The 14657-nt window shown below is 65.0% G+C and carries 10 protein-coding genes; 7 read left to right on the forward strand and 3 right to left on the reverse strand.

Annotation, left to right across the window (positions count from 1 at the left end):
- Window positions 1–53: 53 nt before the first annotated feature.
- The 3 genes from HYH08_RS22480 to HYH08_RS22490 all read right to left on the reverse strand — a co-directional run bounded on the left by HYH08_RS22480 (window position 54) and on the right by HYH08_RS22490 (window position 5959).
- A complete protein-coding gene (locus tag HYH08_RS22480; RefSeq protein WP_220012003.1) occupies window positions 54–1247 on the reverse strand; it encodes an ABC transporter substrate-binding protein in 1194 nt (397 codons plus the stop codon).
- A gap of 330 nt (window positions 1248–1577) precedes the next feature.
- A complete protein-coding gene (locus HYH08_RS22485; RefSeq protein ID WP_220012004.1) occupies window positions 1578–4745 on the reverse strand; it encodes an efflux RND transporter permease subunit in 3168 nt (1055 codons plus the stop codon).
- Window positions 4742–5959 (reverse strand): efflux RND transporter periplasmic adaptor subunit, encoded by a 1218-nt coding sequence (locus HYH08_RS22490; RefSeq protein ID WP_220012005.1) that lies wholly within the window; start codon window positions 5957–5959, stop codon window positions 4742–4744. Before HYH08_RS22490 ends, HYH08_RS22485 begins: the two co-directional genes overlap by 4 nt.
- A gap of 254 nt (window positions 5960–6213) precedes the next feature.
- On the opposite strand from HYH08_RS22490, the gene HYH08_RS22495 reads away from it, so the two are divergent.
- From HYH08_RS22495 to HYH08_RS22525, 7 genes are all read left to right on the forward strand, one after another.
- Window positions 6214–7368, forward strand: a complete 1155-nt coding sequence (locus HYH08_RS22495) for an iron-containing alcohol dehydrogenase (RefSeq protein WP_220012006.1) — start codon at window positions 6214–6216, stop codon at window positions 7366–7368.
- A gap of 17 nt (window positions 7369–7385) precedes the next feature.
- Window positions 7386–8936, forward strand: a complete 1551-nt coding sequence (locus tag HYH08_RS22500) for an AMP-binding protein (RefSeq protein WP_220012007.1) — start codon at window positions 7386–7388, stop codon at window positions 8934–8936.
- Window positions 8937–9173: 237 nt separating this feature from the next.
- Window positions 9174–10772: an ABC transporter substrate-binding protein gene (locus tag HYH08_RS22505; protein WP_220012008.1), complete on the forward strand. Its 1599-nt coding sequence runs from the start codon at window positions 9174–9176 to the stop codon at window positions 10770–10772.
- 30 nt (window positions 10773–10802) lie between these two features.
- A complete protein-coding gene (locus HYH08_RS22510; protein ID WP_220012009.1) occupies window positions 10803–11750 on the forward strand; it encodes an ABC transporter permease in 948 nt (315 codons plus the stop codon).
- Window positions 11751–11759: 9 nt separating this feature from the next.
- Window positions 11760–12653: an ABC transporter permease gene (locus HYH08_RS22515; protein WP_220012010.1), complete on the forward strand. Its 894-nt coding sequence runs from the start codon at window positions 11760–11762 to the stop codon at window positions 12651–12653.
- Window positions 12653–13660: an ABC transporter ATP-binding protein gene (locus tag HYH08_RS22520; protein WP_220012011.1), complete on the forward strand. Its 1008-nt coding sequence runs from the start codon at window positions 12653–12655 to the stop codon at window positions 13658–13660. The genes HYH08_RS22515 and HYH08_RS22520 overlap by 1 nt, the downstream gene beginning before the upstream one ends.
- Complete coding sequence (locus HYH08_RS22525; RefSeq protein ID WP_220012012.1) at window positions 13657–14643, forward strand: ABC transporter ATP-binding protein; 987 nt, start codon at window positions 13657–13659, stop codon at window positions 14641–14643. Before HYH08_RS22520 ends, HYH08_RS22525 begins: the two co-directional genes overlap by 4 nt.
- Window positions 14644–14657: the final 14 nt, after the last annotated feature.

Here is a 14657-nt window from a genome sequence, read left to right on the forward strand (position 1 = left end):
CCGCGTTCGCGGGGATGACAGCGAGATTGGAGCGCTAGCGTTGCCTCTTCCCTTCACTTCGTCAGCGGGCAGCCGCTGTCTTTCGCCGCGAAGAACGCCTTGTCGCCGGGGACGGTGGCGAGCAGCTTGTAGTAGTCCCACGGCTTCTTCGATTCCGACGGCTTCTTGACCTCGAACAGATACATGTCGTGGATCATGCGGCCGTTCTCGAGCACCTTGCCGCCCTGCGCGAAATCGTCGTCGACCGGCAGCTCCTTCAGCTTTTTGGCGACGGCGTCCGGATCCTTGGTGCCGGCAGCCTTGACCGCCTTGAGGTAGCTCAGCGTTGCCGAATAGGTGCCGGCCTGGATCATGTTGGGCATCCGACCGGTGCGCTTGAGGAAGCGGTCGCCGAGATTGCGCGACTTGTCGTTGACGTCCCAGTAATAGCCCTCGGTCAGCACCAGGCCTTGCGCCGCCTGCAGGCCGAGGCCGTGCACTTCGGCGAGCGTCATCAGAAGCCCTGCGAGCTTCTGGCCACTGGCGACAATGCCGAATTCAGACGCCTGCTTGATCGAGTTGGTGGTGTCGAGACCGGCATTGGCGAGCCCGACGATCTTCGCCTTCGAGCTCTGCGCCTGCAGCAGGAAGGAGGAGAAGTCCGAGGAGTTGAGCGGCACGCGCACCGAGCCGACCACCTTGCCGCCATTGGCAGTGACGATCTCGCTGGTGTCCTTCTCCAGCGCGTAGCCGAACGCGTAGTCGGCGGTGAGGAAGAACCAGGTGTCGCCGCCGGCCTTGGTCAGCGCACCGCCGGTGCCGACGCCGAGCGCGCGGGTGTCATAGGCCCAGTGAAAGCCGTAGGGCTGGCAGGCATCGCCTGTCAGCCTCGAGGTCGCCGCGCCGACGACGATGTCGATCTTCTTCTTTTCCTTGGAGAGCTCGTGGATCGCGAGCGCGACCGAGGAAGTCGTCAGCTCCGTGATCATGTCGACGTTCTCGACATCGTACCAGCGCCGCGCGATCGAGGTGGCCAGATCAGGCTTGTTCTGGTGGTCGGCGGTGACCAGCTCGACCTTCTGGCCCAGCACCTCGCCGCCAAAATCCTCGATCGCCATCTTGGCGGCTTCAACCGACCATTTGCCGCCGTAGTCGGCGTAGACGCCGGACTGGTCGTTGAGGATGCCGATCTTGACACCTTGTGCGAAGGCCGGCGCGGCCAGCAGCAGGGCCGAGGTTGCGACAGCGGCCAAAAGGGCTGATTTCATGTGTTGGCTCCCAGCAGTGCTTTGTTTTGAAATCGCGCGAAGTGTAGTGAAGAACCGAGGGCCTGCCCATCCATTTCGGCGTAGGCCGTTAGTATGGAGCGGCGGCGCTACGTTCTCCGTTGTCGTCCCGGACAAGCGCAGCGAAGCGGAGCGCTGATCCGGGACCCCCGCGCGAACGCTTGCGTTCGTCGCGATAGCCACAGGAAGGCGTTTGAGACGAAGCTGGCAACTGCGAGTCTCCGCCAAACTCCTCCCTGTGGTTATGGATCCCCGCCTTCGCGGGGATGACGGCGGAGGGATGTGGAGCCGCCTACGGCCATGGAGGCAGCGTCAGGCCGCCACTTCCGGTTTCTTCCCCTCGTTCCGCCCCTCGGCGAGGTTCCGCACCACCACGTAGAAGATCGGCGTGAACAGCAGGCCGAACAGCGTCACCCCGATCATGCCGAAGAACACGGCGACGCCGACGGCCTGACGCATCTCCGAGCCGGAGCCGGACGAGATCACCAGCGGCAGGACGCCGAGGATGAAGGCAAAGGACGTCATCAGGATCGGCCGCAGGCGCAGCCGGCAGGCGTCGATCACCGCCTCCAGGCGCGGCTTGCCTTCATGCTCGATGTCGCGTGCGAACTCGACGATTAGAATGGCGTTCTTCGCGGCCAACCCGACCAGCACGATGAAGCCGATCTGGGTGAGGATGTTGACGTCCTGCCCCATGACGCGCACGCCGATGGTGGCAGCGAGCAGACACATCGGCACGATCAGGAGCACCGCGAACGGCAACGTCCAGCTGCCATATTGCGCGGCGAGCACGAGATAGACGAACAGCACACAGATCGGGAACACGTAGAGGCCGGCGTTGCCGCCGGTGATCTGCTGATAGGAGAGGTCGGTCCATTCGAAGGTGAAGCCGCTCGGCAGCGTGTCGTCGGCGAGCTTCTTGATGGCGTTGAGCGCGGTGGTGGAGCTGACGCCCGGCGCCGGCTCGCCCTGGAGCTCGGAGGCCGCATAGAGATTGTAGCGCGCGACACGATCGGGACCGGAGACGTCCTTGAACTCGACCACGCTGCCCAGCATCACCGTGTCACCCGAAGCGTTGCGCGTGCGCAGCCGCGCGAGGTCGCTCGGTTCTTTCCGGAACGGGAAGTCCGCCTGGGCCGTGACGTGATAGGTGCGGCCGAACAGGTTGAAGTCGTTCACGTAGGTCGATCCGAAATAGGTCTGGATCGTGTCGTTGATGCTGGCGATAGGCACACCAAGCTTCTGCGCCTTGGTGCGATCGATGTCGACGAACAGCTGCGGCGTGTTGGCCGAGAACGGCGAGAACACCGTAGGCCCGAGCAGCGAAGGCGATTTGCGCGCCGCAGCGACGAGCTCGTCGGTGGCGGCGGCGAGCAGCTCCGGCCCGCGGCCCTGGCGGTCCTGGATGCGGATGGTGAAGCCGCCGCCGGTGCCGATGCCCGGCACGGCCGGCGGCGGAATCACGATGATGAACGCGCCCTGGATCGCCGCGAGCCGCTTGCGCAGCTCTCCCGTGATGGCGTTCGCCGTCAGTCCCTTCTTGAGCCGCGCCTCGGGCTCGTCGAACACCGGGAACAGTGCGGCCGCGTTGCCGGCCTGCGTGCGCGTCGCGCCGGAGAACCCCGCGAAGGCGGCGACGCGGACGATGCCCGGCGTATCCAGCGAGATCCGCTCGATCTCGCGGACGATCTCCGTGGTGCGCGCCAGCGACGCGGCGCCCGGCAATTGCACGGAGATGATGACGTAGCCGCGATCCTGCGCTGGAATAAAGCCTTGCGACGTCGTCCCGATCAGCCAGCCGGCACTGCCAATCAGCACGACGTAGATCAGCAGCATGACCACAGAGTGCCGGATCACAAAATTGGCGAGGCCGGCATAGCCATGCGAGAGCCGGTCGAACAGACGGTTGAAGGCGCCGGTGAACCCATTCCAGCCGCGGGCGATCAGGTTCCACGCAGCGGGCGGCCGCTTCTCCTCGTGCGGCGTGAGGATCAGCGATGCCAGCGCCGGCGACAGGGTCAGGGAGCAGAAGCAGGAGATCGCGGTCGCCACCGCAATGGTGACGGCGAATTGCTGGAAGAACTGCCCGGAGATGCCGCCAAGGAATGCGGTCGGCACGAACACCGCGCACAGCACCAGCGCGATCGAGACCAGCGCGCCGCCGACCTCCTCCATGGTCTTGAGCGCGGCATCGCGCCGGCTCAGGCCATGCTCGAGATGGCGCTCGACATTCTCCACCACGACGATGGCGTCGTCGACGACGATGCCGACGGCGAGGACGAGCCCGAACAGCGTGAGATTGTTGATGGAGAAGCCAAGCGCCGCCATCACCGCGAAGGTACCGACCAGCGAGACCGGGATCGCGATGATCGGGATGATCGCGGGCCGCCAGCCCTGCAGGAACACCAGCACGACGATGACCACGAGCAGCATGGCCTCGTAGATGGTCTTGATCAGTTCGTGGACGGACTGCGCGATGAACTCGGTCGGGTTGTAGCCGATATTGTAGTCGAGGCCTTTCGGGAAGCTCGTCTTGAGCTTCTCCATCGTGTCCGAGATGTTCTTGGCAGTAGCCAGCGCGTTCGAGCCGGGCCGCTGCGTCACCAGCATCGCGACCGCTGATTTGCGCAACAGGAAGCTGTTGGTGGAGTAGGCGAGCGCACCGAGCTCGATGCGGGCGACGTCGCGCAGGCGCACCGTGCGGCCGTCGGAGCCGGCCTTGATCAGGATGTCCTCGAACTGCTTCTGGTCCTTCAGGCGCCCGGTGAACACCAGGTTCGGCTGGAAGGCGCGGTCGGCGATCGGCGGTTCGGCGATCTGGCCGCCCGCGATCTGAACGTTCTGGGCTCGGATCGCCGCCAGCACCTCGGTCGAGGTGAGGCCGAGATTGGCGATGCGGTCAGGGTCGAGCCACAGCCGCATCGAATAGTCGCGCGCACCGAAGATCTGGATGTCGCCGACGCCGTCGATGCGCAGCAGCTGGTCGCGGACCTGGAGCAGCGCATAGTTGGAGATGTAAAGCTGGTCGAAGGTGTCGTCCGGCGAGAGCATGAACACGACCATGAGGATGTCGGGCGAGTTCTTGCGGGTGACGACGCCGTTGCGCTGCACTTCGTCCGGCAGCTGCGGCTGCGCGATCGCGACGCGGTTCTGCACCAGCACCTGCGCCTTGTCGAGGTCGGTGCCGAGCTTGAAGGTGACGGTGATGGTGAGCTGGCCGTTCGAGGTCGCCTGGCTGTAGAGATACAGCATGTCCTCGACGCCGTTGATCTGCTGCTCGATGGGAGCCGCAACCGTGTCGGAGACGGTCTGCGCGGAAGCGCCGGGATATTGCGTGGTGACGACGACGGTCGGCGGCACCACTTGCGGATATTCGGAGACCGGCAGCGTGGTATAGGCGAGCGCGCCAACGATCAGCAGCACGATCGACAGCACCATCGCGAGGATGGGCTGGTTGATGGACAGACGGCCGAGATTCATGACTTGCCACCAGCCGGAGCTTGAGCCGTCTGCGGGGCGACCTTGACGCCGACGCGGGCGCGCTGGATGCCGTTGACGATGACGCGGTCCTCTGCCTTCAGGCCCTCGCGGATCACGCGCAGGCCGTCGTCGAGCGGCCCGAGCACCACGGGTCGCGCCTCCACGGTATCGTCAGGCTTCACCACGAAGACGATCTTGCGGGACTGGTCGGTCGCGACAGCGACGTCGGGGATCAGCAGCGCCTCGTAAGGCGCGCTACCGATCAGGCGGACGCGGCCGAACTGGCCGGGCAGGATCGACAGATCGGTGTTCTTGACCACGGCGCGGCTGCGCAGCGTGCCGGTGGAGACGTCGAGGCGGTTGTCGAGGAAGTTGACGGTGCCCTCATGCGACGGCTTGGTCTCGCCGGCCAGCGTCACCTGCACCGGATTGGCCGTGTCGCGCGAGCTCGGGCGCTTCCCTTCGAACCACAGCTTGCTGTATTTGATGAAGGTCGTCTCATCCATGTCGAAATAGATATAGATCGGGTCGAGCGCGACGATCGAGGTGAGCAACGTCGAGGTGCCGGTGTCGCTGCCCTGCACGAGATTGCCGGGGCTGACGAGATGGCGGCTGACGCGGCCGGTGAGCGGCGCGGTGACATGGGTGAACTCGATATTGAGTCGGGCGGCCTTCAGTGCGCCTTCGGCCTGCATTTCCGCCGCATGCGCGGCTTGCAGGGCCTGGCGGCGCTGGTCGACGACCTGCTCGGAGACGGCGCTGGTCTGCACCAGGTTGAGGCCACGGTCGAGCTCGCGCTTGGCGAGCTCCACCCTGGCACGCGCGTCGGAGAGCTGGCCGTCGGCCTGCTCGGCCACCGCCTCGAACGGACGCGGGTCGATCACGTAGAGCAGATCGCCCTGGTGCACGATGGCGCCGTCCTGGAACTCGACCGAGTTGACGAAGCCGCCGACGCGCGGACGCACCTGCACCTCCTCGACCGCCTCGAAGCGGCCGGTGAACTCGTCCCAATCGGTGACGGTCCGCTTGACCGGCTGGGCGACCGTCACCGGAGCCGGCGGCGGCGCGGACGCTTGCGAGGTCGGTTGTCCGCAACTGGCGAGAGCGAACGAAGCGACGAGGACGCCTGCTAGTGCGTAATGCCGCGGCCGAACGAAGTCGTGCTTTTTGACAAGCGTCCTGGCAAGTCGCTCGCTTCCGTCCGGTTCGGTCATCCCAGTCCTCGCATCAAAAGCCGCGGAAAAAGCAGGGTACGCGTTTACCCGCGGGCGTCCCAACATGGGTGGAGTTGATGAACAGTTCAAGACCAAAGCGCGCGCAGAACTCGGAGCGACGCCCTGGCCGGATGGCGGGTTGACAGCGGTGGGAGCGTTCGAGAGCGGCCAGCGTCTTCGCACATGACTGATACGGCGGGCTCGGCTAGACTTGCCCGACAAGAACGAAGACGAATTGTCCGGGGAGGACAGGCGTGCACCAGGGACGTGTCGTTTACGGCGCGATCGAGGAGGTCGTGTTCGGCCATCCTGCAGCCGGGGCCATCTGCGCGCAGATGGACCGGCTGGGAACGCGCCGCGCTTTCCTGATGGTGTCGGGGACGCTGAACCGAGAAACCGACGAGATCACGAAAATCCAGGATGCGCTCGGCACGCGCTGCACGGGCCTGTTCGACGCGATGCCGGCACATACGCCGCGCGAGGCGGTGATCGCGGCGACCCATGCAGCCCGAGAGGCAGGCGCCGACCTGATCGTCACGGTCGGCGGTGGCTCGATCACCGACGGCGCCAAAGCCGTGCAGCTCTGTCTCGCCAATGGCATCGACGACGTCGCAGGTATCGAGCGCATTCGCGTGCACAAGGGCGTCGCGCCGGAGATGATCGCCCCTCACGTGCGCCAGATCAGCGTGCCGACCACGATCGCCGGCGGCGAGTTCTCGTCGATTGCGGGCGTCACCGACCGCAGCACCAACGTGAAGCAGATGCTGCGGCATCCACTCGCCGTGCCGCGCGCGACCATCCTCGATCCAGGCATCACCGTGTACACGCCGGAATGGCTGTTCCTCTCCACCGGCATCCGTGCCGTCGACCATTGCGTCGAGGCGATCTGCTCGCGCGAGACGCACCCTTACGCCGACGCCCAATCGGTGAAAGGCCTCGCCATGCTCGCCGACGCGCTGCCGCGTGTGAAGGCCGATCCTGCCGACCTCGACGCGCGCATGGATGCGCAGATCGGGACCTGGCTCTCGATGGGCGCACTCGCGGCCGGCGTTCCCATGGGCGCGAGCCACGGCATCGGCTACGTGCTCGGCGCCGCCTTCGACGTGCCGCACGGCCACACGTCCTGCGTCATGCTGCCGGCGGTGATGCGCTGGAACGCGCGCGACAATGCCGAACGCCAGGTGGTCGTCGCCGCCGCCATGGGTTATCCCGGCCATGACGCTGCCGACGTGCTCGACGCCTTCATCCGCTCGCTCGGCATGCCGCGCAGCCTCTCGGACGTGCACGTCTCGCCGGAGCATTTCGACACGATCGCCGAACAGGCGATGCGCACGCCATGGGTACCTCGCAACCCGCGCAGGATCGACGGCCCCGCCGACATCAAAGAAATCCTGCGTCTCGCCGCATGATCCAAGCCGGAGGATAGATGTACACTGGTCACCATGCCCGCCTGCGCCCGCTGCAGCCCGCCTTCATCATGGCGGCGACCGGCGAGGCCGTCACCTATCGCGAGCTGGAGGCACGCAGCAATCGGCTCGCGCATCTGTTCCGCAAGCACGGCCTGAAGCGACGCGACCATTATTCGATCTTCATGGAGAACAATTCGCGCTATCTCGAGGCCTGCGGCGCGGGTGAGCGGTCCGGGCTGTACTACACCTGCATCAACTCCTTCCTGACGCCGGGCGAGCTTGCCTATCTGCTCGTCAACAGCCAGTCGAAGATCCTGATCACGTCGGCCGCGAAGCTCGACATCGCGCGCGAGGCGATCAAGGTCTGTCCCGACGTCAAGCTCTGCATCGTCGCCGACGGCCCCGGCGAGAGCGAGCGCATCGTCGGTCTCGCGGATGTCACTGCCGATCTGCCGAAGACGCCAATTGCAGACGAATGGCTCGGCACGGCAATGCTCTATTCATCGGGCACGACGGGCCGACCAAAGGGCATTTTACGGCCGCTGCCGGATGAGCCGCCACAACACAATCTGCCGCTGTTCGATTTCCTGACCAAGCTCTGGCACTACCGCGAGGGCATGGTCTATTTGTCGCCGGCTCCGCTCTATCACTCGGCGCCGCAAGCTGCCGTGAACCTCACGATCCGCATGGGCGGCACCGTCATCATCATGGAGACATTCGATCCGGAACGTTATCTCCAACTGGTCCAGCAATGGAGCATCACCCACACCCAGCTGGTGCCGACGATGTTTTCGCGGATGCTGAAGCTGCCGAAGGAGGTGCGAGAGCGTTACGATCTGTCCTCCCTGGAGATCGCGATCCACGCCGCCGCGCCCTGCCCCGCGCTGGTCAAGGACGACATGATCAAATGGTGGGGGCCGATCATCCACGAATATTACGGCGCGACCGAAGGCCTCGGCTTCACCGCCTGCGACAGCAAGGAGTGGCTCAGCCATCGCGGCACGGTCGGCAAGGTGCTGCTCGGCGACCTCCACATTCTCGACGAAGACATGAAGCCCTGCCCGACCGGCACGCCGGGCCAGGTCTGGTTCAAGACGGGATCGCCGTTCGAATATTTCAACGATCCTGAAAAGACCAGGGAAGCGCGCTCGGCGGACGGCAGCATGAGCACGGTCGGCGACGTCGGCTATGTCGATGAGGACCGCTTCCTGTACCTCACCGATCGCGCGACCTTCATGATCATCTCGGGCGGGGTGAACATCTATCCGCAGGAATGCGAGAATCTGCTGATCACCCATCCGAAGGTCGCCGATGCCGCGGTGTTCGGCGTGCCCAATCCCGATCTCGGCGAGGAAGTGAAGGCGGTGGTGCAGCCGATGCCCGGCGTGGTGCCGGGACCCGCACTCGCCGAAGAGCTGATCGCGTTTTGCGGCCAATCGCTGTCGCGGCAGAAGGTGCCGCGCTCGGTCGATTTCGAGAAAGAGCTGCCGCGGCTGCCGACGGGGAAGCTGTACAAGCGGCTGCTGCGGGACCGGTACTGGGGGAGCAAGACATCAAGGATTGTGTGAGAGGCTCTTCGCCTCTCCCCGCGTGCGGGGCGAGGGAGCGCATTTTCGTTGCGGCGACAAGCAACGCACTTCACTTCTTCGCACCTGCACTCTCACATCGTGAGAGAAGCCCCTGCGGCCTTCCGTCATCCGAATTGTCGAGAGTGTGGGCGACCTTGCCGGTTGCCTCGCTGTGCGGGCGTCGCTATCGTCCTGACAAACAGGCCGTAAATGGCTGATGTCCAGGGAGGACCGAGGATGCGGAGCGTGTGGGCGCTCGCCGCGACGGCGGCGCTGTCTTTGCTGGCGTTTTCGACCGTGACGTTCGCCGGCGAGCCCAAGCAGGGCGGGATCCTGCGGATGTATCACCGCGACAGCCCCGGCAACGCCTCGATCCATGAAGGCGCGACCTACTCGCTCAATGTTCCCTTCATGCCCGTGTTCAACAACCTCGTCATCTACAAGCAGGACGAGGCGCAGAACCGGATGGATAACATTGTCCCCGAGCTCGCCGAGAGCTGGGCCTGGGTCAATGACAACAAGACGCTGACCTTCAAGCTGCGCCAGGGGGTGAAATGGCATGACGGCAAGCCGTTCAGCTCCGCCGACGTGAAGTGCACCTTCGACATGCTGATGGGCAAGTCGCAGCAGAAGTTCCGGCAGAACCCGCGCAAGAGCTGGTACGATCAGGTCAATGACGTCTCGACCAACGGCGACTTCGAGGTGTCGTTCAATCTGAAGCGGCCGCAGCCGTCGCTGCTGGCGCTGCTCGCCTCCGGCTACACCCCGGTCTATCCCTGCCACGTCTCGCCCGGCGACATGCGCACGCATCCGATCGGCACCGGCCCGTTCAAATTCGTCGAGTTCAAGGCCAATGAATCGATCAAGCTGACGCGGAACACCGATTACTGGCGCAAGGGCCGGCCCTATCTCGACGGCATTGAGTTCACCATCATCCCAAACCGCTCGACCGCGATCCTCGCCTTCGTTGCCGGCAAGTTCGACATGGCGTTCCCGACCGAGGTGAGCATTCCACTGCTCAAGGACGTCAAATCGCAGGCGCCGAACGCCGTCTGCGTGGTCGAGCCCAACAATGTCGCGACCAACATCATCGTCAATTCGTCGGCGCCGCCATTCGACAACATCGACATCCGCCGCGCCATGGCGCTGTCGCTCGATCGCAAGGCCTTCATCTCGATCATGTTCGAGGGCCAGGGCGATGTCGGCGGCACCATGCTGCCGCCGCCGAACGGGCTGTGGGGCATGCCGAAGGAGATGCTGGAGACCATTCCGGGCTACGGCCCCGACGTCAACGCCAACCGCGACGAAGCCAGGAAGCTGATGCAGAAGGCCGGCTACGGGCCGGACAAACACCTCGCCGTCAAAGTCTCGACCCGCAACATCCCGGTCTATCGCGATCCCGCGGTGATCCTGATCGACCAGCTCAAGAGCATCTATATCGACGGCGAGCTCGACGTGGTCGAGACCGCCAACTGGTTCCCGAAGATCGCGCGCAAGGATTACATGCTCGGGCTGAACCTGACCGGCAACGCCGTCGACGATCCCGACCAGTCCTTCTACGAGAATTATTCCTGCGGCTCCGAGCGCAACTACACCAATTACTGCAACAAGGAGATCGAGAAGCTGTTCGACGTGCAGTCGCAGGAGACCGATATCGCCAAACGCAAGAAACTGGTGTGGGACATCGACAAGAAGTTGCAGGAGGACGTGGCCCGCCCGATCATTTTTCACGCGCGCACCGGAAGCTGCTGGCAGCCTTATGTGAAGGGCGTGACTGTCATGTCCAACAGCTCGTATAATGGGTACCGGTACGAAGACGTTTGGATGGACAAGTAGCGCGCTGACGGTCTTACGGGAGGGCGCGGGATGTTTGCCTATCTGGTGCGGCGCCTGTTCCTGATGCTCGTGACCCTGTTCGGGATCTCGGTCGTCATCTTCTTCCTGCTGCGCATCGTGCCCGGCAACATCGTCGACATCCTGTTCGCCGCCGCCGGCTATGTCGATCCCGCCGACAAGGCCAATCTGGAGAAGGAGCTCGGCATCGACCGGCCGCTGATCGTGCAATATTGGCACTGGATCAGCGGTTTTCTGCGCGGCGATTTCGGTTACTCCTATGTCTCGGAGAAACCGGCGCTGCAGGAGATTCTCCCGCGCATTCCGATCACGGCGCGGCTCGCGGGTCTCGCGCTGCTGTTCTCGGCTTCCATCGGCATTCCCCTGGGCGTCATCAGCGCGGTGAAGCAGGGCACGCGGCTCGATTACGCGCTGCGCGTCGTCAGCCTCAGCGGATTGTCGCTACCCTCGTTCTGGCTCGGCCTGCTGATCCTCACCGCGTCGGTGGCCATGTTTGGCCAGATCCCGATCTTCAACCCGAATCCGCAGACCTGGCTCGAGGCGTTCGCGACCTATGCCGTGCCGGCCGCCGCCGTCGGCTTCCGCAGCGCCGCGCTGACCATGCGCATCACGCGCTCCTCGATGCTGGAGGTGCTGCGGCAGGATTATATCCGTACCGCGCGGGCCAAGGGCGCCTCCGATGCCGCCGTGAACTATCACCACGCGCTCAAGAACGCGATCCTGCCCGTCATCACCGTGATCGGCATCGAGGCTGCGTTCCTGATCGGCGGCCTGATCGTCACCGAGACCGTGTTCAACATCCCCGGCGTCGCGCGCTTCCTGGTCGAGGCGATCCGCTGGCGCGATTATCCGATCGTGCAGAACCTCGTGATGTTCATCGCGGTGGTCGTGGTCAGCGCGAATTTTATAGTCGACATGCTCTACGCGGTGTTCGATCCGCGGATCAGATACACGGATTAGGAGAAGCGTTTGGCCGCGATCGACTATGACCTTGAACTGAGACGCGCCGGGGCGCATGCGACCGGGGGGTGGCGGCGCGTGCTGTTTTTGGCGCAGCGGCATGTGCTGGGCGCGGCCGGGCTCGTCATCATGACGCTGTTCGTGCTCACCGCGATCTTTGCCGATTTCATCGCGCGCTATGACCCCCTCACGGTCGACTCCGCGCGCGCGCTGGCGCGGCCGAGCCTGGCGCACTGGATGGGCACGGATTCGTTCGGCCGCGACGTGTTCAGCCGCATCATCCACGGCGCGCGCATTTCGCTCGCCGTCGGCATCGGCTCGACCGCGCTCGGCGGCAGCATCGGCGTCATCGTCGGCCTCACCTCCGGCTATCTCTCCGGCTGGGTCGACCTCGTATTCCAGCGCGTCTCCGACATTCTGCAGGCGCTGCCGCTGCTGGTGCTGGCCCTGATCATGACCGCGGCGCTCGGCCCGTCGCTGCCGAACGTCATCATTGCCATCGCCATTCCGCTGATCCCGACCGTGTCGCGTGTCATCCGCGCCAACACGCTGGCGCTGCGGGAGCAGCCGTTCGTCGAGGCCGCCAAGTCGATCGGCATGAGCGAGGTGCGCATCGCGCTCCGCCACGTGCTGCCGAACACGCTGGCGCCGCTGATCGTGCTGGCAACCGCGCAGCTCGGGTCCACGATCCTCACCGAAGCGTCCCTCTCCTTCCTCGGCCTCGGCATCCCCGAGCCTTATCCGTCATGGGGCCGCATGCTGTCGGAATCCGCCGCCGAATATGTCCGCACCGCGCCGTGGCTGGTGATCTTTCCGGGCATCGCCATCAGCCTCGCCGTGTTCGGCGCCAATCTGTTCGGCGACGCCCTGCGTGACATCCTCGATCCCCGGCAGCGCGGCTGATGGCTGATAAATCCGATCTCGTGCTCGAGGTGAAGAACCTGAAGACGGTGTTCTTCACCAATTCCGGCCTGTTCAAGGCCGTCGACGACGTCTCCTTCACCGTGAGGCGAGGCGAGACGCTGGCCATCGTCGGTGAATCCGGCTGCGGCAAGAGCGTGACGGCGCTGTCGCTGATGCGGCTGGTGCCCGATCCGCCGGGCCGCATCGTCGGCGGCTCTGTTACCCTCGAAGGCAGAGATCTGCTGGCGCTGGATGAAGCCCAGATGCGTGCTGTCCGAGGCAACCGCATCTCCATGATCTTTCAGGAGCCGATGACCTCGCTCAATCCGGTGATGCGGATCGGCGACCAGATCGTCGAGGCCGCGCGGCTGCATCGCAATCTGTCGACCAGGGACGCTCAGACCATCGCGGTCGAGATGCTGCGGCTGGTGCGCATTCCCGAGCCGGCGCGGCGTGCGCGAGACTATCCGCATCAGCTCTCCGGCGGCATGCGCCAGCGCGCGATGATCGCGATGGCGCTGGCGTGCCGGCCGGCGCTGCTGATCGCGGACGAGCCGACCACCGCGCTCGACGTCACCATTCAGGCGCAGATCCTGGCGCTGATCCTCGATCTCCAGAAGGAGCTCGGCACCGGACTCGTGCTGATCACGCATGATCTCGGCGTCGTCGCACAGACCGCGCAGCGCGTGATCGTGATGTATGCGGGGCGGAAGGTCGAGGAAGCCAGCGTCGAGGCGCTGTTCGTCGCGCCGAAGCATCCTTATACGCGCGGATTGATGGCCTCGATCCCGGCCGTGCCTGCATCCGGCGTCGCGGCACAGGAGCGGCTGAACGAGATCCCCGGCACCGTGCCGTCGTTGGTGCGGTTGCCTACAGGCTGCGCCTTCGCGCCGCGCTGCAAGCTCGCAGTCAAGCGCTGCGAGGCCGAATATCCACCGCTCGCCGATTGGGGCGGCGGCCATCTCGCCGCCTGCTGGCGCGCGGCCGAAGTTGCGGAGGTGGCATGACCGGGGCGCTGCTCGACGTCACCGATCTCAAAAAACACTACCCGGTCCGTGCCGGCGTGCTGCGGCGGCAGGTCGGTACCGTGCATGCGGTGGACGGCGTTTCGTTCTCGCTTCAGACCGGCGAGACGCTCGGTCTCGTCGGCGAATCCGGCTGTGGCAAGTCGACCGTGGCGCGCAGCGTACTGCGGCTGGTGGAGCCGACCTCGGGCCAGATCCGCCTCGAGGGCCAGGACATCACGCATCTGTCCAAGACGGCGCTGCGCCCGCACCGCCGCTCGATGCAGATCGTGTTCCAGGACCCGTTTGCCTCGCTCAATCCGCGCATGAGTGCGGGCGACATCGTCGGCGAGCCGCTGGCCGTGCACGGGCTCGCCAGCGGCAAGGAGCTGGAGGCGCGGACCGCGAAGCTGTTCGAGCAGGTGGGCCTGCGCCCCGACCAGATGCGCAATTTCCCGCATCAGTTTTCCGGCGGCCAACGCCAGCGCATCTGCATCGCACGGGCGCTGGCGCTGGAGCCGCGCCTGATCGTCTGCGACGAGCCGGTCTCCGCGCTCGATGTCTCGATCCAGGCGCAGGTGATCAATCTCTTGATCGACCTGCAAAAGCAGCACGGCTTCTCCTATCTCTTTATCGCGCATGATCTCGCGGTCGTCGCCCATATCAGCCACCGCGTCGCCGTGATGTATCTCGGCCGCATCGTCGAGATCGCGAACAAGGACGAGCTGTTCCGCAATCCCAGGCATCCCTACACGCAGGCCCTGCTCGCCTCCGTGCCGATCGCCAACCCGCGGGCGAAGAAGCTTGCGCCACTAGTCGACGGCGACGTGCCGAGCCCGGTCAATCCGCCGCCCGGCTGCGCGTTTCACACCCGCTGCCGGTTTGCGATGGAGCGGTGCAAGACGGAACGGCCGGCGCTGGTGAATGCGGGCGAGGCGCATCAGGTGGCGTGCCTGCTCAATGAGGGGACGGGGCGGGGGCAGTAGCCCTCTCCACCGTC

It is taken from the genome of Bradyrhizobium sp. BR 10289, from assembly GCF_019455385.1.
Classification (GTDB): domain Bacteria; phylum Pseudomonadota; class Alphaproteobacteria; order Rhizobiales; family Xanthobacteraceae; genus Bradyrhizobium.

What these genes read in the sequence shown, in the direction of transcription:
- HYH08_RS22505 (WP_220012008.1), top strand. Translation starts at nt 9,174, where the DNA reads ATGCGGAGCGTGTGGGCGCTCGCCGCGACGGCGGCGCTGTCTTTGCTG.
- HYH08_RS22525 (WP_220012012.1), top strand. Translation starts at nt 13,657, where the DNA reads ATGACCGGGGCGCTGCTCGACGTCACCGATCTCAAAAAACACTACCCG.
- HYH08_RS22485 (WP_220012004.1), bottom strand. Translation starts at nt 4,745, where the DNA reads ATGAATCTCGGCCGTCTGTCCATCAACCAGCCCATCCTCGCGATGGTG.
- HYH08_RS22490 (WP_220012005.1), bottom strand. Translation starts at nt 5,959, where the DNA reads ATGACCGAACCGGACGGAAGCGAGCGACTTGCCAGGACGCTTGTCAAA.
- HYH08_RS22520 (WP_220012011.1), top strand. Translation starts at nt 12,653, where the DNA reads ATGGCTGATAAATCCGATCTCGTGCTCGAGGTGAAGAACCTGAAGACG.
- HYH08_RS22510 (WP_220012009.1), top strand. Translation starts at nt 10,803, where the DNA reads ATGTTTGCCTATCTGGTGCGGCGCCTGTTCCTGATGCTCGTGACCCTG.
- HYH08_RS22480 (WP_220012003.1), bottom strand. Translation starts at nt 1,247, where the DNA reads ATGAAATCAGCCCTTTTGGCCGCTGTCGCAACCTCGGCCCTGCTGCTG.
- HYH08_RS22500 (WP_220012007.1), top strand. Translation starts at nt 7,386, where the DNA reads ATGTACACTGGTCACCATGCCCGCCTGCGCCCGCTGCAGCCCGCCTTC.